23 protein-coding genes and 1 pseudogene are annotated in these 26,354 nt (G+C 50.9%); 10 read left to right on the forward strand and 14 right to left on the reverse strand.

The features are described from left to right. Nucleotides 1–76: 76 nt before the first annotated feature. The 3 genes from ACYJL1_RS20890 to ACYJL1_RS20900 all read right to left on the reverse strand — a co-directional run bounded on the left by ACYJL1_RS20890 (nt 77) and on the right by ACYJL1_RS20900 (nt 5,696). Nucleotides 77–3,628 carry a glycosyltransferase gene (locus ACYJL1_RS20890; RefSeq protein WP_460899035.1) on the reverse strand — a complete coding sequence of 1,184 codons (3,552 nt, stop codon included), beginning with the start codon at nt 3,626–3,628 and terminating at the stop codon, nt 77–79. Between the two features lie 320 nt (nt 3,629–3,948). After that, nucleotides 3,949–4,773 (reverse strand): glycosyltransferase, encoded by an 825-nt coding sequence (locus tag ACYJL1_RS20895; RefSeq protein ID WP_460899037.1) that lies wholly within the window; start codon nt 4,771–4,773, stop codon nt 3,949–3,951. Beyond that, a complete protein-coding gene (locus tag ACYJL1_RS20900; protein ID WP_460899039.1) occupies nt 4,773–5,696 on the reverse strand; it encodes a glycosyltransferase family 2 protein in 924 nt (307 codons plus the stop codon). The genes ACYJL1_RS20895 and ACYJL1_RS20900 overlap by 1 nt, the downstream gene beginning before the upstream one ends. A gap of 153 nt (nt 5,697–5,849) precedes the next feature. Here ACYJL1_RS20900 and rfbA point away from each other — a divergent pair, with 153 nt between their 5' ends. The 8 genes from rfbA (at nt 5,850) to ACYJL1_RS20940 (ending at nt 14,317) form a co-directional block, all read left to right on the forward strand. Then, nucleotides 5,850–6,728, forward strand: coding sequence for a glucose-1-phosphate thymidylyltransferase RfbA (gene rfbA, locus ACYJL1_RS20905; RefSeq protein WP_460899041.1), 879 nt, complete (start codon nt 5,850–5,852; stop codon nt 6,726–6,728). Beyond that, the gene (rfbC, locus tag ACYJL1_RS20910; RefSeq protein WP_460899042.1) at nt 6,728–7,282 is read left to right on the forward strand and encodes a dTDP-4-dehydrorhamnose 3,5-epimerase; all 555 of its coding nucleotides are present in this window, start codon (nt 6,728–6,730) and stop codon (nt 7,280–7,282) included. Before rfbA ends, rfbC begins: the two co-directional genes overlap by 1 nt. Before the next feature lie 15 nt (nt 7,283–7,297). Further along, nucleotides 7,298–8,371: a dTDP-glucose 4,6-dehydratase gene (rfbB, locus tag ACYJL1_RS20915; protein ID WP_460899043.1), complete on the forward strand. Its 1,074-nt coding sequence runs from the start codon at nt 7,298–7,300 to the stop codon at nt 8,369–8,371. Next, nucleotides 8,368–9,261, forward strand: coding sequence for a dTDP-4-dehydrorhamnose reductase (gene rfbD / locus ACYJL1_RS20920; RefSeq protein ID WP_460899044.1), 894 nt, complete (start codon nt 8,368–8,370; stop codon nt 9,259–9,261). Before rfbB ends, rfbD begins: the two co-directional genes overlap by 4 nt. A gap of 351 nt (nt 9,262–9,612) precedes the next feature. Then, entirely contained in the window at nt 9,613–13,218 is a 3,606-nt protein-coding gene (locus tag ACYJL1_RS20925; protein WP_460899045.1) for a hydantoinase B/oxoprolinase family protein, read from the forward strand. 263 nt (nt 13,219–13,481) lie between these two features. Continuing rightward, complete coding sequence (locus ACYJL1_RS20930; RefSeq protein ID WP_460899046.1) at nt 13,482–13,646, forward strand: hypothetical protein; 165 nt, start codon at nt 13,482–13,484, stop codon at nt 13,644–13,646. 31 nt (nt 13,647–13,677) lie between these two features. Continuing rightward, nucleotides 13,678–13,932 (forward strand): DUF4167 domain-containing protein, encoded by a 255-nt coding sequence (locus ACYJL1_RS20935; protein ID WP_460899047.1) that lies wholly within the window; start codon nt 13,678–13,680, stop codon nt 13,930–13,932. Between the two features lie 52 nt (nt 13,933–13,984). Next, nucleotides 13,985–14,317: a hypothetical protein gene (locus tag ACYJL1_RS20940; RefSeq protein ID WP_460899048.1), complete on the forward strand. Its 333-nt coding sequence runs from the start codon at nt 13,985–13,987 to the stop codon at nt 14,315–14,317. Between the two features lie 2 nt (nt 14,318–14,319). Here the strand turns inward: ACYJL1_RS20940 and ACYJL1_RS20945 are convergent, their stop codons facing one another. The 10 genes and pseudogenes from ACYJL1_RS20945 to ACYJL1_RS20990 form a co-directional block, all read right to left on the reverse strand. Beyond that, entirely contained in the window at nt 14,320–14,985 is a 666-nt protein-coding gene (locus ACYJL1_RS20945; protein WP_460899049.1) for a GntR family transcriptional regulator, read from the reverse strand. A 589-nt stretch (nt 14,986–15,574) separates the two neighbouring features. Next, nucleotides 15,575–15,937 (reverse strand): annotated as a pseudogene (locus ACYJL1_RS20950) (IS110 family transposase); the annotation flags it as partial. 235 nt (nt 15,938–16,172) lie between these two features. Continuing rightward, entirely contained in the window at nt 16,173–17,243 is a 1,071-nt protein-coding gene (locus ACYJL1_RS20955; RefSeq protein WP_460899050.1) for an ABC transporter ATP-binding protein, read from the reverse strand. Nucleotides 17,244–17,262: 19 nt separating this feature from the next. Further along, nucleotides 17,263–18,087 (reverse strand): carbohydrate ABC transporter permease, encoded by an 825-nt coding sequence (locus tag ACYJL1_RS20960; protein WP_460899051.1) that lies wholly within the window; start codon nt 18,085–18,087, stop codon nt 17,263–17,265. A gap of 9 nt (nt 18,088–18,096) precedes the next feature. Then, nucleotides 18,097–19,011, reverse strand: coding sequence for a carbohydrate ABC transporter permease (locus ACYJL1_RS20965; RefSeq protein ID WP_460899052.1), 915 nt, complete (start codon nt 19,009–19,011; stop codon nt 18,097–18,099). Between the two features lie 5 nt (nt 19,012–19,016). Beyond that, nucleotides 19,017–20,345, reverse strand: coding sequence for an ABC transporter substrate-binding protein (locus ACYJL1_RS20970; RefSeq protein WP_460899053.1), 1,329 nt, complete (start codon nt 20,343–20,345; stop codon nt 19,017–19,019). Nucleotides 20,346–20,399: 54 nt separating this feature from the next. Next, nucleotides 20,400–21,059, reverse strand: a complete 660-nt coding sequence (locus tag ACYJL1_RS20975; protein WP_460899054.1) for a GntR family transcriptional regulator — start codon at nt 21,057–21,059, stop codon at nt 20,400–20,402. 16 nt (nt 21,060–21,075) lie between these two features. After that, on the reverse strand, nt 21,076–21,966 hold the full coding sequence (locus ACYJL1_RS20980; protein WP_460899055.1) for a dihydrodipicolinate synthase family protein: 891 nt from the start codon (nt 21,964–21,966) through the stop codon (nt 21,076–21,078). 96 nt (nt 21,967–22,062) lie between these two features. Continuing rightward, entirely contained in the window at nt 22,063–22,977 is a 915-nt protein-coding gene (locus tag ACYJL1_RS20985) for a PfkB family carbohydrate kinase (protein WP_460899056.1), read from the reverse strand. Between the two features lie 27 nt (nt 22,978–23,004). Then, a complete protein-coding gene (locus tag ACYJL1_RS20990) occupies nt 23,005–23,196 on the reverse strand; it encodes a hypothetical protein (protein ID WP_460899057.1) in 192 nt (63 codons plus the stop codon). On the opposite strand from ACYJL1_RS20990, the gene ACYJL1_RS20995 reads away from it, so the two are divergent. Further along, complete coding sequence (locus ACYJL1_RS20995; RefSeq protein WP_460899058.1) at nt 23,188–24,342, forward strand: CaiB/BaiF CoA transferase family protein; 1,155 nt, start codon at nt 23,188–23,190, stop codon at nt 24,340–24,342. The two genes, ACYJL1_RS20990 and ACYJL1_RS20995, sit on opposite strands and share 9 nt — an antisense overlap. Beyond that, nucleotides 24,339–25,475, forward strand: coding sequence for an extracellular solute-binding protein (locus ACYJL1_RS21000; RefSeq protein WP_460899059.1), 1,137 nt, complete (start codon nt 24,339–24,341; stop codon nt 25,473–25,475). Before ACYJL1_RS20995 ends, ACYJL1_RS21000 begins: the two co-directional genes overlap by 4 nt. On the opposite strand, the gene ACYJL1_RS21005 is transcribed toward ACYJL1_RS21000, so the two are convergent. Continuing rightward, the gene (locus ACYJL1_RS21005; protein ID WP_460899060.1) at nt 25,472–26,251 is read right to left on the reverse strand and encodes an IclR family transcriptional regulator; all 780 of its coding nucleotides are present in this window, start codon (nt 26,249–26,251) and stop codon (nt 25,472–25,474) included. The two genes, ACYJL1_RS21000 and ACYJL1_RS21005, sit on opposite strands and share 4 nt — an antisense overlap. Nucleotides 26,252–26,354 lie beyond the last annotated feature (103 nt).

The raw sequence follows: 26,354 nt of genomic DNA on the forward strand, positions 1-26,354 counted from the left end.
TCAAACTACTATAGTAGATTTACTAAGCTGGGCTAAAATGAGCGGTTTTTGCCTTAATGTCCACGGGGTCTACGGATCACAGTTTGAAAATCTCATTGGTCAACCGGGAACCCGTCATGGCAGCGCGATATACTTGATCGTAAGGTGTCGCCATGGCTTTCGTTGTATTCGTTCGGCCGGTGTCGTTCTGCCAGTTTATTACAGCGTCGTGCTTATCCGCATATGCATTCCTGTTATCAACGATTTCTAGCAATCTGCGATAAACGTAGGCCGGGTCTTGCCTGTCAAAGGTCCAGCCGGCGCCACTGTCTTTTAATCGCTCCCCAACTGCCCCAAAATCAAGCGCGACAACAGGAATTCCGCACGACCACATTTCCGTAAGAGTATGACAAAACGTCTCCGGCCAGATAGAAAATATAGCGCCAAGATGAGGCTTGATTCTACTGACCTTCTCCATAAAATCTTCTCGAAGATAACGGCCGTGTCGGACAATGTTTCGACCTCTCGGAATAGTGGTATACCCGAGAATATGAAACTCAAACAAATTCTCAACGTCTAAGTCCCTTACTGCTTCGATCAGATAGGAACCTTTTGATGGGACAATATTTCCTGGAACAAGAATTCTTACCTTTGGATCACCACTAGTTGGCCATTGCGCCAAGTCATGAAACTGCAAATCTCTTCCGTGCGGAATTACATAAAATGGCTTCTGCATGGTTTCTGGATAAATATTGGCAATCTGATCCCGGGCGCCTTTTGAGGTGGTAATATACGCATCACACATTGCCAACATTCTATTCATAGAATTTTGCCACTCAAAAATAGCTTCATTCTTCAGTGGTGGAATGGTGTCTTGGTCCCATAGTTCTGCGTGACATTGCCCAGGTGTGGCTGTGCAAACTCCACCACAATGCTTCAAGTTTTCATCAAGAAGCTTGACATTCGGGCATATCGTATAAAAGTCGTGGAATGAAAATACAGTAGGTATGGACAGACTTTGGCAAACAGAAGTTAACCCCAAACCGTGCCACCCAATATGCCGAATGTGGACCATCTCTATATTTTTTTGAATGAGCAAGTTCCGGACAATTTCGTCATATTCATCCGAGGTGTGAGGAAACGGCCTCATTCTATTCTTGAGGGGTATCTTCTCAAGTGATACTACACCCTCTCCGGTAATTTGAGAAAGTTCTATTACCCGTGAATCACATCGCAACAAAAAAGGTTCGTAGCGATCACTTAATGCTGACATCAAATCTTTGTTAGTCTGCGGGGTCCCTCCGCTAACAGTGGAAATGACAAAAAGGACTCTGGGGCGCACAGGTAGTAATTCATTTGGTGTGTTAAAAGCATCTTGGACCCGAGCCCTAGCCCTTTTTAGTGCACTGCCATGGAAAACCCGTATTGCTTGGTCGTACTCGGGATAGCGCTCGTCAAGCTTGGCTCGCCCATTTATCATTAGTTGATTTTTCTCAGTACCAAAGCTTGCTGATCGCACATGATATACAAGAGTGGCGTCGTCGACCACATGTTTCCATCCGGCCCGTCCAGCTCTCATGCAAAGATCATTTTCCTCACCATATCCTCGCGGGAAGGCTTCGAAATCGAGTGCACCGATCTGATTAAGGCAATCACGACGGACATACATGCAAAATCCGTGTCCTGTTGGAACCTTTGGATAAGCCCGCTCACTCAGATTCGAAATAAGTCGCGCGCAATCGTCCAAACTCATCGAACTCGGAATAAAATTTTCCTTGCCAACCACAGGTGCTGAAAACGCACCGGCGTTGTTTGAGAAAGGTGTTGCTGTCGCAATTTTGTCTTCCGAATAGGCCGCCAGCTTTAAGTTTCTCAGCCAATGCGGTGTAACGATCGTGTCCGAATTGAGCAAGACAACATCAGCGCTACCAGCCTCTTCGATGCCTCTATTGACCGTACGTGTGAAACCCAGATTGGTCTCATTATGAATAATGGTGATGCCCTGTGTATCCTGATACAGGGAAAGAACTTCCGTCACCGCAGGGTCCGGACTACAATCATTTATCAAGATCAGATTCAGGGATCGATGTGTATGCCGAATAACGGAATCGATACATGTCCTGAGTTCATCAGCGGCGTTGTAAATTGGAATAATTATCGCAGTCGAAACATTTGGCTGAATTGGACGATTCTTATAAGAAGAAAATTGCGCCTTCACTACAGAGACAGCGGACGCTTCAGGTATAATACCCCCCCCCGGAGTTGTTGTTTTCGCCAGGCGGTTGCGCAACTTGTTAATTACAATGCGTATCCGTGCTCTCGTAAGTTCAGGTGTTGAAGCCCAGTACCCAATTTTTTTGCATAATCTTACGAGCCTTGCCGCCAAAGCATGAGAATCTCTAAGCGGCTTTGTAATCCGCCAAGAGGTGGACTGTAGTAGAGCGAGATTGGCCTGCCTTAATTCCTCGATCCTCTTATCAGTGCTTGGTAATGATACCGCCTCCACAGCAGAATTCGGCTTTTTCTCATTGTTACTTGCTTGCTTTTTCTCCTTGAGAAGCAGCGTATTTAAGTCACTAATTTCATTCAACAGCTGAGCAATTACCGGATCAAGTTCAGTTGAATCATTTGAGAATACTCTGCGCATTGCCGCCAATATTTTATCTGGCACAGGCGCATCAAGTGACTTGGGCAGCCAGTTCGCATAACCTTTTTCCACCCATTTCTGTACGTCAGGTTCATAATTGGAAGCGACAATTCGATCTTCCGAATAATATTTCGTATCATCCGCGAGGGCAGTTTCTCCCCACCGCGCTAAGAATATCTTTCTGTTGCGTTCGACATTGTTTCCTCTCCCGACCGTTTTGCCTTCGTGATGTATGACGACAGACTGAGGAACATACTGGTAACATGCAGCCCCCTGACCCAACCGCAGACAAAGATCTACATCTTCTTGCCCGTTAATAAATTCAGTGTCAAAGCCGCGTGCAGTTGCAAAGTCTTGAGCGCGGATTGCGATGCAAGCCGCTGTTATAGCTTTAAACGTCCGAGATTTATTGGCTGGTGGATAATCGCCGTCCTTATTGGCATAGATTGGATAGGCCAGCGGAGAGTGCTGTTGGAATACCAATCCTGCCCCTTGTATAGTCCCATCAGGATACAGTAGCTTCGGCTGTGCCCCCTTTATAAAAGGGTCGTCAAGGGGGGCAATAAGAGCGTCCAACCAGCCCGGACAAACTTGCGTGTCGTTGTTCAAAAAGACAACGTAAGCGCCACGACTGAACGAAAAACCGACATTACATCCCAGCGCAAAATTAAGGTTCTTCGTGTTATGAATAACGCTTAGATTATTGTGTTGGAATGCCCACCAATCCAGTCTTTCTTTGGTATCAGGGTCACTGCCGTTATTCACAACTATAATTTCGAACGAAATACGCTCATCATTCGCATAAAGCGAATTCAAACACTGTTCTGTTAGATCCATCCTGCCATACACGCAGATGACAATTGATACCAGCGCCACATCATTAAACTGGGAATTCTTAATCAAATCGTCCCAATTTATCGAGGGGTCGACATTATTAAAAACCCTTGGCCCCGCCGGCATGGTCTCAGGCGACGTTGTTAGCTTCGCTGATAAGCTCGACATACATATTTCAATCCGGTTGGTCTTGCAGGTCGTCATAAACGAACTAGACCTTCTAGGCAATTGTTGCAATGTCACTCATCTACGGGGATTGTGCTTACATGGACTGAACCGCGTCGAGTTTGCCAAAGGCTATCAGCTTTTGAGAAAGTGGCACCATGACAAGCTAGACAACGAACAAATTCTCCCCTGAAGGCCACGCCGTCCAAATAGTTTTGGATCCTGAAGCCGAACATTCGCAGCGATGGCAATCGGTTTCCTCTATAGCAGCCAAGATCGGCCATCCATAATACTGTGATCAGTGAAGTGCGGTGCTAATTGAGCTAAGTAAGCTTTAATAGATGGGCCCAAAAAAACACGCGCGCAGAGCGGGCAAATTGCCAAATGTGCCACCATCCCTTCCGCGATGCATTCCCGCCTTCATGAATGATTCGAACTTCCGGCACATAAGCGATTCGGGCAAATTTTGCCGCTCGCAACGATATATCAAAATCTTCGAAGTAGAGCAGATAACGAGGATCAAAACCGCCTAGCTTTTTAAAAACATCGCCACGGAAAAACATGAAGCAACCACTCACTATTGGAGGGTCCCAAAAAACGACATCGCCAATCTGATCACGCATTTCGTAACGGTCCAAGCGTGTTGCGAATAGCTGCTTGACGCCACGCGGGGCAAACCCGCGAAGCAAAATATCAAGCACCGACGGATATCTTTTGCAAAGATATTGTCTCGTTCCGTCGGAATTGAATGCTTGTGGAGTCAGAAGCCCACAATTGTTGTGAGCTTCCATGAACGTAATTGCATTTGCGAGTGCCTCCCGTTCCATTTCAACATCAGGGTTCAGTATTAAATGATATTTTCCAACGGCATTTGCTACAATGTTGTTTGCCCTGCCAAACCCAACATTTCCCTGTCCGTTTATGATCTTGAAGGACAACCCCTCCATTGCTTCCAACAACCAGCCATAGCTGGAAACCACCGGAGTGTTATCGATCAGGAATATCTTGACCCTCGTCAAGCCAATAAATTGAAGCGCTTGCTGCAAGCTTCGGATGGTTTTCAGGACCGTTTCCTGGTCAGGCTTGAATATGACAATGGCAACGGTCAGTTCATATGTCTCAGCGTTGGGAAGTTCACTCACAGCCATTAACCGGTTTTCTTTCCCATTTTCCCTGTCAAACCATGCCAGATACCAAGAGTCATCATCTTTGCATGCTCAGCCCTGGGGGCTGTGATCAAACTATAGAATACAAATTTTCTTACCAAACGGGCCATATCAACCATTTTCCAATTTAAGTGCAGCCATTGCTGACGATAAAGCCAGACTGCATTTCTGAAATGATAGTAATGCCGCAGTGGGCTGTGTACGGGTATGTACCTGCCCAGGAAAAGTTTGGGATTGTCCCCCAAATCATGCTTCATGCGGGCGCTGCATACACCATAAGACTGGTAGCCCATCTGTCTTGCTCGCAATCCCCATTCAATATCAACATAGTCAATGAAAAGTTCTTCTCGCATCCCGCCAACATCATCAAGTGTCGACAGAGGAATGAGGCAACCCGAAGCGATCAGGTAGTCCACCTCCACTATCGAATCAGCTTCTGTACAGATCTGACGTTCGAGTCGCAGACCTGTAACTTTGATGAAAGGCGGTGGATTTTTCTGCCGGGGGTCCTCATATCGAGGACCTACACAGGCCAGTCGAATGCCTTTTGCCATCTGTGCCTTGGCGGCACTCAAAAGCATGGAGACCATATCTTCCGCAGGCATGCTATCCTGATCAAGCAGAAGCACATATTCGGCGCCATGGGTTTCAGCTTTTGCGATACCAACATTCTGGGCCTTGGCTATTCCGAAATTTTTATCAAGCTCCTCAAAATCAACAGTTGAATACCGGGAAGCTATCCAGTTGTTCAGGTCCTGCTTACTTCCATTATCGACGATGATGAGCTTTCCCACTTGGGGAATTACCGCCTCGAGCAGACTTTTCAAGCCATCCAGATCAGGATTATAGGTTACGATAATTCCCGTGACAGACTGACTATCAACCCGCATTTTGATAATTTTCACTTAAAGTTGCACTAAAGGGTTAGCTATCAGATGGCGCTGTGCAAAGGAAACCGAAATAGGACTAAAGATTGACATGTATCGCTGTTGCCGCCAAATGTCTGCAGCAATTCCAATCGAATGGCGGTTGTCATGATGGTAATAAGGAAGCATTGAATGAAGGGTATTATTCTGGCAGGCGGAAGCGGTACTCGCCTTTATCCGCTGACGATTGCCGTCTCCAAGCAAATGTTGCCGATCTATGACAAACCCATGATCTATTATCCGTTAAGCGTATTAATGCTCGCCGGAATACGGGAAATTCTCATCATCTCGACGCCACATGATCTGCCGCTATTTCAAAAATTGTTAGGCGATGGGTCGGATTTTGGTGTCAGCTTTTCTTATGCCGAACAGCCGCAGCCAAACGGTTTGGCAGAGGCATTTATTATCGGACGTGAGTTTATCGGCAATGACAGCGTTGCCATGATTCTCGGCGATAATATTTATTTTGGCGATGGCCTGTCGAAGCTTTGCCAGATCGCATCGGCTGGTGAAAAGGGAGGCACCGTTTTTGCTTATCACGTAGAGGATCCTCAGCGATATGGCGTTGTAGAGTTTGACAAGGCGACCGGCAGGGCCCTCTCTATCGAGGAAAAACCGGCAAAGCCAAAATCCAGCTGGGCAGTCACTGGCCTTTACTTTTACGACAATGAAGTCGTCGACATCGCCCGTTCCATCAAGCCGTCCGAACGAGGCGAGCTTGAGATCACGAGTGTTAATAATATTTATCTCGAACGTGGCGATTTACGCGTGCAGCAATTGGGCCGAGGATATGCTTGGCTTGATACCGGTACCCATGACAGCCTGCATGAAGCATCGTCATTTGTGAGAACGATTGAACATCGGCAAGGCATCAAGATTGCATGTCCGGAAGAAATAGGTTTGGAATGGGGATGGGTCAGCGCCGATCAAGTTCTCGAGAGAGCAACAAGGATGGGCAAAACCGAATATGCAACCTATCTGCGCCGTAGAGCTGAAGAGGTCGGCAAATAATGATCGAAGTAAAGCCTCTGGCACTTGAAGGCGTTCTGGAAATTCTGCCCAAAAAATTCGGTGATGATCGCGGATTTTTCTCGGAAACATACAACGCGCAAAGTTTTGCTGAAGCAGGCATTCCCTTGCAATTCGTCCAAGACAACCATTCCTTATCAGCCGCTAAGGGTGTACTGCGCGGCTTGCATTACCAGTTACCGCCCCGTGCTCAAGACAAACTCGTACGTGTTGTCAAAGGCTCTATTCTGGATGTCGTGGTTGATATTCGAAAAAGCTCCCCGACATTCATGAAGTGGCTATCTTTGGAAGTCTCTGCGAAGAAATGGAACCAGATATTGGTTCCAAAGGGCTTTGCCCACGGTTTTGTGACGTTGGAAGAGAACACTGAGGTGGTCTACAAGGTGACAGATTATTATTCTCCCGATCATGACAGATCGCTACGATTTGATGATCCGTCAATTGGTGTGACATGGCCTTTCGAAAAGTCTGCCCTACAGCTGTCCGATAAAGACCGTAACGCCCCCATGCTCGATAGCGCTGACATTTTCCCTTAAGGAGCAATTTGGTTGATGAATATTCTTGTTACCGGCGGCGCCGGCTTTATTGGCTCTGCAGTGTGCAGGCAACTTGCAGCCAACCCGCAAAACCGGGTCGTGAATGTCGACAAGCTGACCTATGCCGGAAATCTTACTTCACTGCGCCAGATCGAGAATTATCCGAATTACAGCTTTGTCCAGGCAGACATCTGCGATGATGCAACGATCCTCAGTATTCTACGTGACGAAAAAATAGATGCTATCATGCATCTTGCTGCGGAAAGTCACGTCGATCGTTCTATAGATGGGCCAGCAGCCTTTATTGAAACAAACATTATCGGTACGTTCCGCATGCTCAATGCAGCGCTGACCTATTGGCGCGAATTGCCGGAGCCGGTAAAGTCCGCATTTCGGTTCCACCATATTTCTACCGATGAGGTCTTTGGCGATCTGCCTTTCGACAGTGGGATCTTTACTGAAGAAACACCCTACGCCCCTTCTTCGCCCTACTCGGCATCAAAAGCTGCATCAGACCATTTGGTCCGCGCTTGGCATGAGACGTATGGCCTGCCGGTCGTCCTATCCAATTGTTCAAACAATTACGGTCCGTTCCATTTCCCGGAAAAGCTGATCCCGCTTGTGATCCTCAACGCCCTGGACGGTAGGCCTCTTCCGGTTTACGGCACCGGAGCAAATGTCCGCGATTGGCTTTACGTCGAGGATCATGCACGTGCGCTGGAACTGGTCGTCACAAAAGGCAAACCAGGAGAGAGCTATAATATTGGTGGCCGGGCCGAACAGACAAACTTAAGCGTTGTTGAAACAATCTGCGACATACTCGACAAGAAACGACCACGTGCCAATGGCGGACGATATCGAGACTTGATCAGCTTTGTAAGCGACCGGCCGGGCCATGATCGCCGCTATGCCATCGACGCAACAAAGATCGAGCGGGAACTTGGCTGGTCGCCGTCAGAAACGTTCCAGACAGGACTCGAGCGAACCATTCAATGGTATCTGGACAATGATTGGTGGTGGCAGCCTATTCGCGGCGAACGCTATGCAGGTGAGCGGCTCGGTTCAACACCAGTAAAGAGTGCGGTATGAAAGTCGTTGTTACCGGGCACGAGGGACAGGTCGTCCTCAGCCTGATGGAGAGAGCGGCTTTACATCCCTCTATCGAGCTTATTACGCTGGGACGTCCAAAACTCGATCTTGCGCAACCAGACACGATATTCGAAGCGATTGCGGATGCATCGCCAGATCTCGTGGTTTCTGCCGCCGCTTATACTGCCGTCGATCAAGCCGAAGACGAACCTGAACTGGCATCAGCAATAAATACAGCCGGAGCCGCCGCCGTTTCGAAGGCGGCAGCAAAGGTTAATGCTCCGATTATCCACCTTTCCACTGACTATGTGTTTTCAGGTGAAGGCGACAAGCCTTACAAAGAAGAAGACGCAACTGGGCCAAGAAGCGTTTATGGGCAAACCAAGCTTGACGGTGAGTTGGGTGTTATCCAAGCAAACGAGCGCCATTTTATCTTAAGAACAGCATGGGTCTATAGTCCGTTTGGCAAGAATTTCGTCAAGACAATGCTGCGCCTCGCTGAAACACGAGATCAGTTGTCAGTCGTTTCGGATCAATGGGGGAATCCCACTTCAGCATTGGATATAGCCGATGCAATATTGCATATAGCAGAACGGCTCCAAGCTGATCCCTCATTTAACAATTTTGGTATCTATCATCTGACGGGAACAGGAAGCACAAATTGGAGCGGTTTTGCGGAGCAAATTTTCAAAGATAGCCAAGCACGCAATGGGCCGTATGCAGAGGTAACGGGGATATCGACTGCCGACTATCCTACAAAAGCAACACGACCTTTAAACTCTCAATTATCGACTGATCGCTTATTTGACACTTTTGGGTGGCGCGCTCCCGAGTGGCAGCAGTCGCTCGAACACGTTGTCGATAGAATTCTGGCAGACAGCCAAACCTGAGCAATAATAGCGATTGAGCGCTGCAATACGTGCCATATGGGCCTCAAAGCGTAGTTGCAGCGCATGCTGGCGCCTGAGAATAAACGCAGCGGTATTAAAATGAGTGCTCTGCGGGGCGCGCATTGGTCGTTGATGTAAAGACAACAACCGCTCGTGTATCTGTGCATCGCGCGAACAGGCCTATGATCCCCTATCTGTCGTCTTTCTTTGGAGACCTAGCTTGTACCTGCGGCTCAAGCTTCATTCTGCTTGCCTCCACCTTAACAATTTTATATCATCATTTTATCGATATATTATCAGTGTAGTGAGCTGCGTTTGCGAGTGTGGCGAGCCGATAGAGGGGAAAAGAGCATGGGAAGCTGGGATTTCTGGGTAGATCGTGGCGGCACTTTTACCGACGTAATCGGTCGTGACCCGGCAGGAACGTTACATGCCCGGAAAGTCCTGTCCGAGAATCCGCAAGCTTATAGCGATGCGGCTGTGCATGGCATTCGACAGCACCTGGGGTTAAAGCCGGACAACGCTATTCCAACGGGCCTTATCGGCGAAGTTCGCATGGGCACGACCGTCGCAACGAATGCTCTGCTCGAACGCAAGGGTGAGCGTCTGGCACTTGTCACGACCAAAGGTTTCAGAGACGCGTTGCGCATTGGCTATCAAGAACGAAAAAATATCTTTGCAACCGAGATCATCAAGGCAGAAGCCCTGTATGATCAGGTTTTGGAGATCAATGAACGCGTGCTCGCCGACGGGACAATCGAAATTCCCCTCAGCACAGATGAAGTCTATAACGCTCTGAAAGCATTGAAGGATGAAGGATATGACGCGCTCGCCATTGCCTTCATGCATGCCTATAAATTTCCAGAACATGAAGCTGCAATTGCCGTCATTGCCCGGGACATCGGCTTCTCGCAGGTCTCCGTCAGTCACGAAGTCTCGCCCTTGATCAAACTGGTTGGACGCGGCGATACCACGGTCATCGATGCTTATCTTTCTCCTGTCTTGCGCCGTTATGTGGAGCAGGTTTCCCGGGAGCTTGATGTGGCCCGTACCGGAGCACGCGTCATGTTTATGATGTCATCCGGCGGATTGACTGCTGCTGACATGTTTCAGGGCAAGGACGCCATACTGTCAGGTCCCGCCGGAGGCGTTGTCGGTCTTGCCAAGACGGGCATGGAGGCGGGTTTCGATAATGTCATCGGCTTTGACATGGGCGGCACGTCAACCGATGTGGCCCATTTTGATGGCATATATGAAAGAGCATTCGAAACGGAAGTTGCGGGCGTGAGGGTGCGGGCCCCAATGATGCTCATCCACACTGTGGCTGCCGGTGGTGGCTCCATCCTGCATTTCGATAATGGCCGGTTCAGCGTCGGACCGGATTCGGCCGGTGCTAATCCCGGCCCCGCCTGCTATCGCAATGGCGGGCCGCTCGCCGTCACAGATGCAAACGTCATGGTGGGCAAGCTGATCCCTGAATTCTTCCCGCCCATCTTTGGTCCGGGTCAAGATGAACCTCTCGATATCGACGTCGTGCATGACCGCTTTACGCAGCTTGCCGAAAGAATTGGCGATGGCCGAAGCGCCGAAGACGTGGCCGACGGCTTCATACGTATTGCCGTTGCCAATATGGTCGAAGCCATCAAGAAGATTTCAGTGCAGCGTGGATATGATGTAACCCGCTATGCCTTGAGTTGCTTTGGCGGCGCGGGTGGTCAGCATGCCTGTCTTGTCGCCGACGCGCTCGGTATGAAGAGCATTCTCGTTCACCCCATGTCAGGTCTGCTCTCGGCCTATGGGATGGGCCTTGCGGATATAAGAGCAACGCGCCAAAAGGCACTTGGCATTCCATTGGATGATGATGCTCCTGCCCAACTTGCCATGATGGGCGAGGAACTGGAGCGCGAGTGTATCGCGGAGCTTGAAACACAAGGAATTGCACGCGAAGCGGTCACCAGTTTTGTCCGCGCGCATATTCGCTATGCGGGTACGGATACAGTGCTCAGTGTAGAGGCAACTTTTCCAGCACACGACAGTGCGGCACGATTGCGCCAGGAATTTGAGATTCTGCACAAACGTCGCTTCGGTTTCGTCGCTGAAAACAAGGCTCTGGTTATCGAAGCAGTCGAGGTTGAAACCGTCGGCGGTGGCAGCGAACAATCCGAGAGGGCCGTCGAGACTCAAACAACAGGCGAGCCACAGGCCAACAGGCACAATCGCATATTTTCACAGGGCAAGGCTTACGATGCGCCCGTGATTTTACGCGACGAGATGAAACCGGGCCAACGACTGACGGGTCCCGCTATTATCATCGAACCGAACCAAACCGTAATCATTGAAGATGGCTGGCAGGCTGAACTGACAGCAAAGAACCATATTGTTCTCAAGCGCATCAAAGCATTGCCCAGTCAGGTTGCCATCGGGACGAAAGCCGACCCGGTGATGCTGGAAATATTCAACAATCTGTTCATGTCGATTGCCGAGCAGATGGGTGTGACACTGCAGAACACCGCTTATTCCGTCAATATCAAGGAGCGGCTGGATTTTTCCTGCGCGGTTTTCGATGCCGAAGGCAATCTTGTGGCCAATGCTCCGCATATGCCGGTGCACCTTGGTTCAATGGATGCGTCGGTGGCCGCAGCAATCCGTGAAAATCCCACAATCCATCCGGGCGATGTTTTCCTGATAAACGCGCCCTATAATGGCGGCACGCACCTTCCCGATCTGACTGTGTGCACACCGGTCTTTGATGACGCTGGGCAGACGATCCGCTTCTGGGTGGCAAGTCGGGGACACCATGCCGATATTGGCGGCATTGCACCGGGCTCCATGTCGCCCTTGGCGACGACGATCGAAGAGGAAGGTGTCTATATTGACAACTTCAAGCTACTGGATCGGGGGCGTTTTTGCGAGGATGAACTGGCGGCTCTATTGACCGGCGCCACATATCCGGTGCGTACGCTCGTGCAAAACGTCAATGATCTGAAGGCTCAGGTAGCCGCCAATGAAAAGGGCGTGGCCGAGCTTCGCAAAATGATCGCCCATTTTGGTGAAGATGTTGTTGAGGCCTATATGGGCCATGTTCAGGACAATGCCGCTGAAAGCGTGCGGCGGGTTCTCGACCAGCTTCAGGACGGCAGCTTTACCTATGAGATGGATCAAGGGTGCAGCATTGTCGTCAACATCTCTGTCGACAAATCAGCGCGTGAAGTAACGGTTGATTTTACCGGCACCTCAAGTCAGAGGGCCGACAATTTCAACGCCCCCCGCCCTGTTACACGCGCTGCTGTGCTCTATGTTTTTCGCACGCTCGTACAAAGCAATATCCCCATGAATGCCGGCTGTCTGCGTCCGATCCGCATTATCGTTCCGGACGGCACGATGCTTTCTCCCGAATACCCCGCGGCAGTTGTTGCAGGCAATGTGGAGGTCAGCCAAGCCGTGACCAATTGCCTGTTTGGAGCTGTGGGCGCGCAGGCGGCGGCACAAGGCACAATGAACAATCTCACCTTTGGCAATGACGAGTATCAGTATTACGAGACCATATGTTCCGGAGCGCCGGCCGGTCCAGGTTACAATGGTGCGGATGCAATTCACACCCACATGACAAATTCGCGCCTGACAGACCCGGAAATTCTGGAAACCCGCTTCCCCGTTGTGCTAGAGGATTTTCACATCCGTGCAGATTCAGGCGGCAAAGGAAAATGGTCTGCTGGCAATGGTACAAAACGAACTATTCGAGCGCAAAGAAAACTCGACTTTGCGATACTTTCCGGACACCGGCGCATTGCCCCTTTTGGCTTGAATGGCGGCGAACCGGGACAGTTGGGCGAAAATGCCGTGCGTCGGAATGACGGAACAATCGAACAGCTCGGCGGTTGCGCCCATACAGTTCTGGAGCCCGGAGAGGCTTTTATCGTCACGACGCCGACCGGCGGCGGATACGGAAAGAAGTAACGCAGGAAACGACTGACAATGCTCCAGCGCCGCGTTCGCTGGAGCTGCCTTCTGTCGCGCCTCTTGATAAACTTTAAGTACACCCCATATACGCTTCGTCGACCCGGTTAACCGGGCAATACCGCAGCTCAACGGAGCGCGGGTAATTCTCGGAAGCTTCGATGACCTTCGTTCATCTGCAATAGCTGTCCAGAGTTCTGTTTACATCGACATATTTCAACAAACAACGCTGCGCGGTTTTCTGCGCGGCCAATGGATTTAGAATGCACATTATTATCGAAAACAACGACGGTTCCGCCCTACTCAAAGGGCCCCATCTTTATCGCAATCATACAAACTCAAAATCGCAGGATCGTGAATGCGAGCAACAATCGTCGGGATTCACCCGGGATGAGCTTCGCCGGATTGTCGCCGAGCAGATCGACTGATCGCTCGAGGACCGCGAAAGACCACAGAGAAATGTACAATCAGGAGGGAGCCGCAAAACGGCTCAGCAATAAAATAGACAAGAACAACAACATTAGATCACTACGGAAAAACCGTTCGCAATTGCCGCTCGCCGGCAATCGAAGTTCAAAACTGAATTATGAGAGCTATCTTGGTCAAGCCCAGGCAGCAGCGCGTTCCGGAAATCTCGTTGAGGCCGAGAATTTTTATCAGCACGCTGAACATTATTTCCGGATTCTCAACAATCACACGGTTCCGTCGCATTGAAGTCATGCCTTTATGCCATTATGGTTGTGCAACACGTTTGAAGGAAAATCCAATGACTCACATTGAATACAGACTTCACGCTTTTGACCTTGCCAGCCGGTATGGATTTGCGGATGGCAATATGTTCGGCCATCTCTTACGGGAAAAGCTGGGCAAGTTTGCTCCAGACAAGCGCGCTGTGCTGGTCGAGTGCGTCAAACGATACTTGATCCCCGCGATTCCGCGGCGCCTGATCACAACATTGTCCAGAACGCATAACCCGATCCGTATTGCCGATACCGAGACCGTAGACGATGTGGAAGATATTACAGTTGCGATTCCTGAAGAATTGGTATTGAAGGTCGCTGCCGAGCTTTCGTCAAAAAGATCAAATTCAGAAGCCTGACGCTATTGCCGTTCCGCCTCACGTTGAGCAAGGGTTGCAACAAGATCGCTGAAACGATCACCTTGCACAGCAATATGCTGGCGTAAAAGGTTGCGTGCGATTTCCGTTTCACCCGACAAGATGGCATCCACGATAGCTGAGTGTTCATTAAAAGAAGTCTTCATACGGTTACGTACCCGCAGTTGCAGACGGCGGTAAGGACGGAGACGGCGATGAAGTGCCGTGCATTGTTCAATCAGGAAACCACTATGGCTGGCCGCATAGACAGCATGATGAAAAAGCTCATTGTCATAATAATAGGTATCGCTGTCTTCTGCACTAGCTGATCGTTCGCATTTTGCATGCGCGGCCAACAACTCTGCACGATCCGCATCCGTATGACGGCGTGCGGCCAAAGACCCGGCCATACCTTCCAGCTCCGCCATAACTTCGAACATTTCATAAATGCGGTGGGGGGCAGGATCAATGACGACTGCACCACGGCGCGCTCTGATCTCAATCAGACCAATGGCGCTCAACTGCATTAACGCCTCCCGCACAGGAGTTCTGGATACGCCAAAACGCTTGGCCAGTTGCATTTCATCCAGCCTTTCACCTGGCGAGTACTGGTTGGTTACAATTCCATTTTCGATCTCATCTCTCAGTCTTTGCACGATGTTCCCGGCCATGCCTGCCCCTATAAAATGCAAGAATTATTATCTTGTATACAAGAATATTGACATTTCGTACAAGATTAATAGGTATATATATAGCACCGCGCCAATGAGATGAAAATAAACGATCTTCATCGACAAGGATGGCAACGCAAATGCGATCATCTGAGTTGGAACACGACAAATCCGATCAATGGAAATTCCAATGAGTGGCACATCCTTCGAGCCTTGAGGCCCAAATGGCTGTGTTCGTTCAGGTCATCTCAATCTATGAATCTGAATACAGGCCGGCTGGGAGACAAGAGTCCTCGCAAGAAGCGGCAAAAGTCACCCGAGGCGACCGAGATCGATACGCTTCTAGGCACGATTGAACCCACCAGTGCGGTTCTTGAAATCCTAAGGGAAACTGGCTTATTCCGTTTCCCCCAGGTGGACACAAGACTAAGTGCTTACTCTTTGGGAGATGCCGCTTGTGAATACCAGATGTGGAGCAAATTCTCCGACGGTGCTCTTACGCAATCGTCACGGACGAAATCGCCTCTTATGCGATCCTCACGGACAAAAACGGCTTATGCGCAGAACTTAGGAGAGAATATGCCCTTTTTTTCGCTCGCCGGCGCCTTCGCGAGATTGCAATCGAAGCTGGATCGACGACGTAACTTTCAACCCCGTTCGCCTTCAGCACACGATCGATCCAGAAGCCGTCAAGCCCGGCTTCCTGGATTGTCACGATCGGAAACTGACTGCCCGTACGAGATCGCACCTTCTCCTGGAGCTGAGCAAAACGGTCGAGCAATGCGGGCACATCACCGCCACTCACCGGGTACTTCGACATCTTCTCGCCGTTTCCCGGCGACAGCGATGTGATCCGCCAGGTTGAGCGGCTGAGTTCCAATGAAATGAAAATTGCGCCAAGATCAGTTCGGATAGCGGTCGGTGTTTGCGCTTGGGAAGTTACAGTTTCCATGACGGCGGCTCCTGTGAAGTGAGTGGGTTAAAGCAGCCCCACTCTGCCAGAGCGCCGGCCGCTGTTCACTTCCCATGGGATCTAATTCCGGAAACTTCTGATCTACAGCGCTCTCATTGCCATTATCGGCACTATAATTGCCTGGCTCGTCCTCGTCGTTCCGGGCGCTGTGTAATCCGTCGTACATCGCTCTATCGGGCCACCAAGGCGTGAGTGGTCCATAGAAGTCCAGACTCTAATTTTTGCGACTGTTGTCCATCCTTACGCCGTTCACCTCATCAAACAAATGGCTGGTTTTCGGATCGATTGATACTTGAATAGTATCACCCCGCTTTATCGACAAACGATCCCGGAAGAGGCAGGAAATTTCCTGATCACCAAGCTTGCCCACGACCATGATCTCGGAACCGGTTGGCTCGACCACCTCGACATGGATCTTGATGCCCTGATCCGCGATCTTCATGTGCTCGGGCCGGATACCATAGATTGCGGCAGTTTCCAGACCGGATGATACACCTTTTGGCAGCGGCAATTGGATGCCATCTGGCGTGTGAAAGATGGCCTCTTTCACATTGCCTTTGATGAAATTCATCGCGGGCGAACCAATGAAACCAGCAACGAAAAGATTTGCGGGATAGTCGTAAAGATCCAGCGGTGTTCCCACCTGCTCGACCAATCCATCCTTCATCACAACAATCTTGTCGGCCATTGTCATGGCTTCGATCTGGTCATGGGTCACATAAACAATGGTCGTTCCCAGCCGTTGATGCAGCCCTTTGATTTCACTGCGCATCTGAACACGCAGCTTTGCATCGAGATTGGACAGAGGTTCATCGAAGAGGAACACCTGCGGATCACGTACAATAGCGCGGCCCATGGCGACACGCTGGCGTTGGCCACCGGAAAGCTGACGTGGGAAGCGATCCAGCAGCTTTTCAAGCCCAAGGATTTCGGCCGCACGGCCAACGCGGCTGGCCTTTTCCTCTTTGGGCGCTTTCTTCAGCATCAACGCGAAACCCATATTATCGGCAACGGTCATATGCGGATAGAGCGCATAATTCTGAAAGACCATTGCGATATCACGTTCCTTTGCAGGCAGGTCATTGACCACGCGCGATCCAATGGAAATCTCACCGCTTGTAATTTCTTCAAGGCCGGCAATCATACGCAGCAATGTCGATTTACCGCATCCTGATGGGCCAACCAGAATGACAAACTCGCCATCATCGATATCAACGGAGACACCGTGCATAACATCGACATTGCCATAGGTTTTCTTAACGTCCCTGATGGAAACCGTGGCCATTTGATACTCCGTTAATGTGTTAACCGCCCTTGACGGCACCAGCAGTCAGACCGGCAATAATTTGACGTTGCGCAAACACCGTCAGCAACAAGACAGGCAGCGTCACCACGAAAGCGGCAGCGGCAAGCGGACCCCAACTGACCTGTTCAAAAGACAACATGTTGTAGACGGCCACAGGCAAGGTTCTCGTTTCCCGGCTTGCCAGCACAATGCCGAAAACGAAATTGTTCCAGGAGAAGATAACCGCCAAAATCAATGCTACGACCACTCCGGGCCTGGCGATCGGCAGGGCGACCATACGGAACACTTGCCACGAGGTGGCCCCATCGATCATGGCAGCCTCTTCAAGCTCCATTGGCGTCGTTTCGAAATAGCCGATCATGATCCAGATAACGATTGGCACCGTCACGACGAGATGAATGATGATCTGCGGCCACAATGTTCCAAGCAAACCAAGTGTCTGGAACAAAAGAAAAAGTGGAATGAGGTAGGAAAGACCCGGCGTCATGCGCGCAATCATGATGACGATTGCAGATTTGTCAGCGCGCAATCTGGCAATACCATAACCGGCAGGTACGCCGACGAGCAGCGCAAGCAATGTTGCAGTGCCTGTCACCAGCAAGCTGTTCCAGAAGTAGTTCAGGAAATCATTCGTGGCGAAAATATCCGTATAGTTCGACCACGCAAATTGCTCCGGAATGAAGATCGGTGGATAGGCTCCATTGTCGATTTCATATTTCAGCGACAAGGAAAGCATCCACAGGAAGAAGAAGATTGCCGGCGATACGATCACGAAAACGACGAAGGCCGTTCCGAGTATTTTCAAAGGATTGCGACGTGCCATCTTCGTTCCTCAACTATTCCACTTTGTCCGCTGGCGCAGATAGAGCAGCGCGAGCGACATGGTGATGATTACAATGAAGAAAACGACGGCTATCGCAGAGCCATAACCTATATCGTAATAGGCAAATGCAACATTATAGAGATAGATGTTGATCGTCTCTGAGGCTGTACCCGGTCCGCCCTGCGTCATGGCGAAGATGATGTCGAAGCTTTTCAGGGCATCAATGGAGCGGATGATCACGGCGACCATCATGAATGGCAGGATCATCGGCAGCGTTATATAGCGAAACTTCTGCCAGCCATTGGCGCCATCAATCTCGGCACTCTCAAATGGATCGCGCGGCATGGCTGCAAGCCCGCCAAGAACAATAAGCATGACCAATGGTGTCCACTGCCAGGTTTCAACCAGCACAAGGGACGGTATGACCGTGTTCTGGTTGAATATCCATTCCTGCGGGCCGATTCCAACAAGAGACAGAAGGTAATTCAGAACGCCAAGTTGCGGATGATACATCATCGTCCAAACCAGTGCGACCGCCACCGGAGTGGCCATCATGGGCATGACGAATATGCCGCGTAACAGCCCCCGCATGGGGAGCTTGCTGTCAAAAACCAAGGCAGCGATGGTGCCAAGGAAAAGCGGAGCGACAACCGACAAGACCGTATAGAGCACAGTGTTGCTCATTGATTGCCAGAACCGGGTATCACCGGCAAGGCGAACGAAGTTTGCCATGCCGACGTAACTCTTCTCGCCGCCAAGATGCCATTCATTGACGCTCATCCACAAAGTGAACGCCCATGGGAATATGATGACCGCCCCGACTATGACCAATGCCGGAATGACGAATGGCCAATAACTGGGCGTCAGCCGGTTTTTGCCGGCTTTCGGCTTCGCTATGTCGCTGATCGGGACGGTCGCATTCATAATACTCAGCCTTCGCTACGTGCGAGGATAGGTTCAAACTCTGCTGTTACCCGCTTCATTTCTTCCGCGGGATCGGCGCCCCCGATAATATTGGTCAGCCCGACACCCATGACATCGCGGAACTCCGTCACAGGAACGATAACAGGAAGGCAGAGCTGGCTGACTTTTGCGGACTCGGACAGGACCTTTGCCCATTCCTGAGGCATTGTAACGCCCTTGATCACTTCCGGATCATTGACGATGGAATTGCGGAACGGAACGCCTGAGCCGGACTGCAACAACCGTGCACCCATTTCTTTTGATATGGCCCATTGGCAATAAAGATAGGCTGCTTCCTTGTTCGCCGACCCCTCTGTCACACCGATACCATCACCGAAAGTTGCCGCAGCCTGCGCCACCGGGCCCTTGGGCATGAGGCCATAACCCACTTTACCAACCACGCGGGACTTTTTCGGGTCTTCCAGCGGTGGAGCAAAACCAATGCCATCAAGCCACATGGCAACTTTGCCCTGGAGGAAACTCGATTGGCATTCAGCCCAGTTAAAGCCGGTAACGCCAGGAGGGGCTGATTTTGTCATCAAGCGCTGATAGAGCGTTGCCGCATCAATCGATTCCTGCGTGGCTGTTTCCAGCTTGCCGTCTTCGACCGTGCTTTTGCCATAGCCCAGCATCAGGCTGGCCCACACTGGCGTATTGGCGTTCTTCATTCCGCGGGCAACAAAGCCGTAAATGCCATTATCACGGTCGGTAAGCGTTTCGGCTGCCGTAGCCAGTTCTTCGAATGTTGTCGGATATTCGACGCCCTTGGCCGCGAAGAGTTCTTTGTTCCAGTAAATCATCCAATAATCGACCGAGAACGGAAGTCCGCCGAAGCGGCCATTCTTGTCCTTGGCGAAGGCAAGACCAGCTTCTGCAAAATCGCTTTCGGTAAGGGAAGGCTCGGTGAGACCTGGATCTTTCAGGAATGGCGTGAGATCGGCAAGCCAGCCGCCCTTTTCGAACTGCCGTTTCTGAACGTGGTAGCTGATATGGATAACGTCGAAGCTTGGCTTGCCTGACGTCAGTTCGATAACCGCTTTCTGGCGCTGCTGCTGCTCTGGTGTCTGTTCCGAATTGACCTTGATACCGGTCAATTCTTCAAATTCTTTCTGATATTTTTGCAGGATATCGCCACGCGGGCTCTTGATCAGATTAACTTCAAGCGTTGTGCCCGCATATTTCTTCCAGTCCACATTGGCAAATGCAAGCTTGAGGCCGGTAAAACTCGCAGCACCAAGTGCTGCCGAACCCGCCAAAAACTGCCGACGTGTCGGTTTAACAAAATTCATGCTCATGGTTTTCCTCCCTTTTGTGTTTCCGGCAGTGCAACTCCCATTGCGAAGCCGGTCTTAGATTTTAAGAGCCAGATTTCTTGCATTGTTGATATGAACCGCAATTGCATCCATTGCAGTTTGCGGGTCTCGGGTCTCAATTGCTGTCAGAACCGCAAGATGCTCTCGCATGACCGGTATAACGCGCCCTGCAATCCGAAAACGCTCCTGATTGATCAGCCGCATCTTGATTGCATTGATCCGGTAAGCCCGCCCGATAATGCCATTGCCGAGTGAGTCGATGATCGTCTCATGCAAATTCCAATCAATGGCTTGCGCCCGTAGTTCAAGCTCTGGCGTTTCCTGACCTTGCAGCGCTTCCCCAAGCGTATCCTCGTGTTCTTTCCTCAGGCGCGCCAAAAGTTCATCCGGTGCGGTAGCCGCGAAAATGGCGACAGCTTCCTTTTCCATGAAAAGACGAAACTGAAATGCTTCGCGGATCAGATTAAGATCGATATGTGCGATCTGAATGCCGCGCTGCGGGATGGTCTTGACCAGACCTTCCGCTTCAAGACGGGGAACAAGTTCGCGGATAGCGCCCAAAGGCATGCCAGTCATTGCGACAAGCTGGCGCTGTGAAACGAACTGCCCCGGACTGATGTCGCGCGCCAGCAGATGCTCTGTAAAGCTGACATAAGCCTTCTCCCGCAATCTTACCGGCTCGTCGCCATCATCCATCTGGACTACTCCCCTATTATGCTGCTGCAGATTTAAACAATCGATCCAATGTTAAGATCAAACGTCCATAGTCTGAGTCGGATAAACTGCGAAGCGGAGCCCGCGCCCTGCGCCAACTTTCGTCCCCGCTTTGATGTGCAACGAGCGCCTTTACAGCAGGAATAACCGGAAATGCCACAATCTGGTTTACAGCCTCGACCACATCAGCGTCATCCCGCCCCTCAAACACCATGGGCAGAAGCCGGTGGGCATAGATATTGGCAAGACCGGAAATGGCTCCCTGTCCACCCAATCGGACGCCCGCAGCCAGTCCCCGTTCATCTCCGATCAAGATGGCCAGATCATTATGTTTTGCCAGCAAGGATTCAGTGAATGGCCAGTTTCCCGATGAATCTTTGACGCCAGCAATCACAGCCGGGAAAGCCTCACGCAAACGCGAGACCAGATCGACAGAAATCTCTACTGCCGTTACCGACGGGATATTGTACAGGATAACGCCCCTTGCAGAACTGCCAATCTCGGCAAAAACTGCGGAGAACCAATCAAACAGGCCGTCATCGCTGATATTCTTGAAATAGGATGGAGGCGCGAGGAGTACATTGCGGCAGCCTGCATCCAGAGCTTCACGTGATTGCAGGGCGGCATCAATGTAGGAATTTGCCATGACGCCGACGACGATCTGCTCAGGCGGGATTCCCGCCTTGAGAAAGGCGCCAAGCACCGTCGTTCTTTCATCATTGCTGATCGATGATCCTTCGCCGGTTGTGCCGAATAATGTGACACTGCTGCATCCGTTTACCAAACAGCTCTTGGCATGATCGATCGCTGCCTGCGTATCGATATTCATGTCCGCATCAAATGGCGTTGCCAATGCTGCTGAAAGTCCAAATCTCTCGTGTTTAGCCACACACCTTCTCCCAAAACAGGAGTGCATACATACTAACATGTCAGTTGATAGTCAACATGTAGTCACCAACAAGATTAGCTGCCTGTTCCGATTGATTCACTCTGAATGAGACAAAAAGGCCTGAACTTCCGCATATGTGGGGGCGCCCTGTCTCCCGCCAAAACGCGTGCATTTGATTGCGGCGGCAGCGCTTGCAAACCGCATGATCGCCTCGATTTCCCAGCCGTGAGCCAGCCCCCAGGCGAAGGCACCGTGGAAAACATCACCTGCCGCCAACGTATCGACAACCGGCACGTTAAAGGCTGGCATGTTGCAGACTGTTCCCGTTGCATTGTCAAACCAGAATGAGCCTTTATGTCCGCCTGTAACGGCAATAAAGGCTCCGGCTCGACCATAGCGTGCAGCAAGCGCTATCACTGCGCGTTCCAAATCACTTTCGCCCGTGACCTTTTCTGCCGCCGGTTCTGAGGCGACAACATGAGAAGCCAAGGGAAGAAGCATTTCCAGCGTTTCGAGTGAGGCAGTATCGGCATCAAGGACGGCGTGAACGCCAGCCGATCGCGCAGCTTTTAATGCCATGGCCGCACCCAGGGGCCAACGCACATCTGTCATGACGACATCGAATGTATCGCGGGAAATAGGAGGCAACAGATCCGGCATCACCAGCAAAGCCGGATCGTAAAATGGCACAATCATTCTCTCCCCCGCCTGATCCACAAAAATCGTCGAAAAGGCTGAGCGTGCGCCGGCAATTCGACGAACATGGGTGCAATCCACCTCCTCGGACATAAGTTCAGCGATAATGCGATCACCAACAGCATCTTGTCCTGCTGATGCCCAGAGTGAGACTTTGCCTCCAAGCCGGGCAATGCTTGCGGCGGCACTTGATGCCATGCCGGCAGCCACTTCAACTGCCTGGGTCGGAATATATTTGCCGGGACCAGGGGGTAGTTGCTCCAACTGGAAAATCGTATCCAAAGTCAGAGCACCGACACAAAGTATTCCCGTCATTTCTTCATCACCATGCTGATTGAGCGTTTAAGTGATCTGCAAAGGAAACGCCGCCTTCGTCAAGTGAGTAATCAGCCGCTGTCCGGCACCCACTGAACTGAAGCGTAGAGGTAAAACTTCATTTTCCGCAAATTCTACGCCTTGCGCCAATTTCTCATATATGAAATATTCTTTTACATAAGAAATCTCATGCATTTCAGGAAAACCGGCATGATCCAAGATGTTCCACCACTTGATGGATTACTTGTCCTTGACATGAGTCAATTCCTTTCGGGTCCCTATGCTGCGCTGCGGCTGATGGATCTGGGCGCGCGAGTGGTTAAAATTGAACGACCCGATGGCGGCGATCTTTCTCGTCGCCTTTACCTCAGCGACACGGAAATTGGTGGGGATTCCACGATTTTCCACGCGATCAATCGCGGCAAGGAAAGTCTCGCTATCGATATGAAAGATCCTGCTGATATGGCAGCTCTCAGGACCTTGATTAGCAAGGCTGATGTTGTGATTCAAAATTTCAGGCCGGGTGTTATTCAACGCCTTGGCCTAAGTTACGAGCAAGTTCAAGCGATTAATCCCCGGATCGTTTATGCGGGGATCAGCGGTTACGGCGAGGACGGCCCTTGGGTTGCACGGCCCGGGCAGGATTTGCTCGCTCAAGCTCGCTCTGGCCTTATGTGGTTGAATGGCGATGAAGATCATGGGCCGGTGCCGTTTGGTTTGGCTGTGGCCGACATGCTTGCCGGAGCCGCGCTTGTACAAGGCATTCTCGCGGCTTTGGTGCGTCGCGGCATTAGCGGCAAAGGCAGCCATGTCGAAACAAGCTTGCTTGAGGTTCTGATCGATTTCCAATTCGAGGTACTGACAACGCATTTGAATGATGGCAGACGACTGCCGAAGCGCTCCAGTTACCGTAGCGCCCATGCCTATCTCTCAGCGCCTTATGGCGTCTACCCCACAAAAGATGGTTTCATCGCCATCGCAATGACACCCATTCCCACGCTAGCGTCGCTGCTTGGCATCTCCGAGCTTGCACCCTATGCGGATGATAAGTCGTCCTGGTTTACTGCCCGGGATGACATCAAAAAGATCATCGCCCAACACTTCGCGAGCGCGGCAACGGACCATTGGCTGTCCATTCTTGAACCGGCCGACATTTGGTGCTCTTCGGTGCTTAACTGGGAGGAATTGCTAAACAGCGAGGGCTTCAAGGTTCTTGATATGCTGCAGACAGTAACGCGCGAAGACGTATCGATCACAACCACTCGCTCGCCGATCAGAGTAAATGGTGCAAGACCACGATCAAGCCACGCCGCTCCCAAGATCGGCGAGCATAGTGCTGCGCTCCGCAAGGAGTTCGCGCTATGAAGAACATATCGCTGAGAGGAATGACGTGGAGTCATCCACGTGGATTTGATCCGATGGTGGCCTGTTCAAAGCTCTGGCTTAAGCAAACGGGCAACAACATAGAATGGGATAAACGCTCGCTGCAGGATTTCGAAAGTTTCCCCGTAGAGGAGCTTGCCAAAACTTATGATCTGATCGTTATCGATCATCCGCATGTGGGCCAGATTACCAAGGAAAACTGCCTGCTTCCGCTTGATCTGGAAGACAGGAAAAGGCAATTCCAGGAACTGTCAAAAGGCAGTGTGGGTCAGTCTTTCCCGAGTTATAATTGGCATGAGCGCCAGTGGGCTTTCCCCATCGATGCCGCTACGCAGGTCCAAGCCTGCCGCCCCGACCTCATCGGCGTCGCCCCTCGAACCTGGCGGGAAGTTGTTGAACATGCGCGAAAAGGGCGAGTCTTACTGCCTCTTCTCCCCCCACATAGCCTTATGACGTTTTTCACTCTGGCGGGAAATCTGGGACATCCCTGCGCGAATGATGGCAGTCATATTTTGATAGACGTGGCTGCCGGAGGCGCTGCCTTCGACTTCATGAAAGAGATTGTAGATTTGATAGATCCGGCCTGTTTCGAAATGGACCCGATCGCGGTCCTTGAGCGACTTTCCGAAGGTTCTGTTGAAAGCTGCGCGCCGTTGATTTACGGTTATGTAAACTACGCCATAAAAGGATTTCGCCCGCATCTTATTGCCTTCAGCGATATTCCTTCAACGCAGGGTGCAAACCTTGATGGCTCAGCACTCGGCGGAACTGGCATCGCTGTCTCAGCATTCTCACAACACCCGGCAGAAGCCATCGATTTTGCTTACTGGATTGCAGGGGGAGAAATGCAACGCGGCCTATATGCCAGCGCAGGCGGCCAGCCGGGCCATGCAGCGGCATGGGAAGATCCGCACGTGAATGCATTATCGACAGATTTCTACAAAGCTACCCGCGCAACGCTGGAAGGCGCATGGCTTCGCCCCCGGCATGACGGCTATATGGGCTTTCAAAAAGCAGCCTCAATCCGTATCAACCAAGGTTTGAAGGCTATGGAAAAATCCCTGGCCGTTGTTGAGGACCTCAATCGATTATTCAGGAACAGCTTTAACGGCTAATCTCTTGGAGCCTTTTCAAAACCGGCAAGCATGGACAATTGACCCGCTGTCTCCATAAGGAGCGTTATCGTTTGACTGATGTCGGGAGCGTTGGGCGTCAACAACGTTATATATGGACAGGTCAGGGCAGCGATGACACGGCCGTCTGAACCGCGTACAGGCGCCGATAAATTGTGCACGCCCGCAGTCTGCATACTGGTCATGATCTCATAACCGCGCCCGCGAATGAGATCGAGCCGGGTGAGCAATTCGGCTGAAGGCTCTGCTTCCTCCACTGAGCGATTGTTTTCAGCAATCATCAGCTTGCGCTCTTCGGGTGAGGAAAATGCCAGAAGAATATGACCCGATCCTGTATTGTAAAGACTGATATGGGAACCAACCCGGATAGATATACCCCAATAATCCGGCGCTTCCTGTTGAGCGATTACAACAACCGAACCACGATCAAAAACTGAAAGCTGATTGGCTTGTTTCGATCTCTGTGCAAGTTCCCGCATCAGTGGAGTGGCGTAGGAAGCGAGACGCCGCACAGGCGCATGCAACTGAGCCAGGCCAAATAGCTTGAGCGTCAATGAATAACGATCCCCATCCAGCCGCGTCACGTAACCACGTCGGACCAAACGATCAAGCATGCGGTAAAATTCGTTTGGCGTGCGTCCCAGCGATTTTGCGATTTCCGTCTGCGTTAAGCCGCCGTCAATTCCAGCTAACAATTCAAGAATATCAAGGCCTTTGTCCAGCGCTGGTGCGCGATACCGTTCGTCATCCTCGTCCACCTTTTTCTCCCTCAACACTCTCATTGATGAATTTTCGATTCAGATAACTCTCTTTTGGATGTTGACACCCCATCTCGTCAATGTTTGTATATAAATTGATATC

Source organism: Phyllobacterium sp. K27, from assembly GCF_054796155.1.

Bases quoted from the DNA above. Each gene is read 5' to 3' on its own strand.
- ACYJL1_RS20890 (WP_460899035.1), bottom strand. From the start codon at position 3,628: ATGTCGAGCTTATCAGCGAAGCTAACAACGTCGCCTGAGACCATGCCG.
- rfbD (WP_460899044.1), top strand. From the start codon at position 8,368: ATGAAAGTCGTTGTTACCGGGCACGAGGGACAGGTCGTCCTCAGCCTG.
- rfbC (WP_460899042.1), top strand. From the start codon at position 6,728: ATGATCGAAGTAAAGCCTCTGGCACTTGAAGGCGTTCTGGAAATTCTG.
- rfbA (WP_460899041.1), top strand. From the start codon at position 5,850: ATGAAGGGTATTATTCTGGCAGGCGGAAGCGGTACTCGCCTTTATCCG.
- ACYJL1_RS20975 (WP_460899054.1), bottom strand. From the start codon at position 21,059: ATGGATGATGGCGACGAGCCGGTAAGATTGCGGGAGAAGGCTTATGTC.
- ACYJL1_RS21000 (WP_460899059.1), top strand. From the start codon at position 24,339: ATGAAGAACATATCGCTGAGAGGAATGACGTGGAGTCATCCACGTGGA.
- ACYJL1_RS20935 (WP_460899047.1), top strand. From the start codon at position 13,678: ATGTACAATCAGGAGGGAGCCGCAAAACGGCTCAGCAATAAAATAGAC.
- ACYJL1_RS20940 (WP_460899048.1), top strand. From the start codon at position 13,985: ATGACTCACATTGAATACAGACTTCACGCTTTTGACCTTGCCAGCCGG.
- ACYJL1_RS20945 (WP_460899049.1), bottom strand. From the start codon at position 14,985: ATGGCCGGGAACATCGTGCAAAGACTGAGAGATGAGATCGAAAATGGA.
- ACYJL1_RS20995 (WP_460899058.1), top strand. From the start codon at position 23,188: ATGATCCAAGATGTTCCACCACTTGATGGATTACTTGTCCTTGACATG.
- ACYJL1_RS20895 (WP_460899037.1), bottom strand. From the start codon at position 4,773: ATGGCTGTGAGTGAACTTCCCAACGCTGAGACATATGAACTGACCGTT.
- ACYJL1_RS20985 (WP_460899056.1), bottom strand. From the start codon at position 22,977: ATGACGGGAATACTTTGTGTCGGTGCTCTGACTTTGGATACGATTTTC.
- ACYJL1_RS20960 (WP_460899051.1), bottom strand. From the start codon at position 18,087: ATGGCACGTCGCAATCCTTTGAAAATACTCGGAACGGCCTTCGTCGTT.
- ACYJL1_RS20965 (WP_460899052.1), bottom strand. From the start codon at position 19,011: ATGAATGCGACCGTCCCGATCAGCGACATAGCGAAGCCGAAAGCCGGC.
- rfbB (WP_460899043.1), top strand. From the start codon at position 7,298: ATGAATATTCTTGTTACCGGCGGCGCCGGCTTTATTGGCTCTGCAGTG.
- ACYJL1_RS20925 (WP_460899045.1), top strand. From the start codon at position 9,613: ATGGGAAGCTGGGATTTCTGGGTAGATCGTGGCGGCACTTTTACCGAC.
- ACYJL1_RS20930 (WP_460899046.1), top strand. From the start codon at position 13,482: ATGCACATTATTATCGAAAACAACGACGGTTCCGCCCTACTCAAAGGG.
- ACYJL1_RS20970 (WP_460899053.1), bottom strand. From the start codon at position 20,345: ATGAGCATGAATTTTGTTAAACCGACACGTCGGCAGTTTTTGGCGGGT.
- ACYJL1_RS20955 (WP_460899050.1), bottom strand. From the start codon at position 17,243: ATGGCCACGGTTTCCATCAGGGACGTTAAGAAAACCTATGGCAATGTC.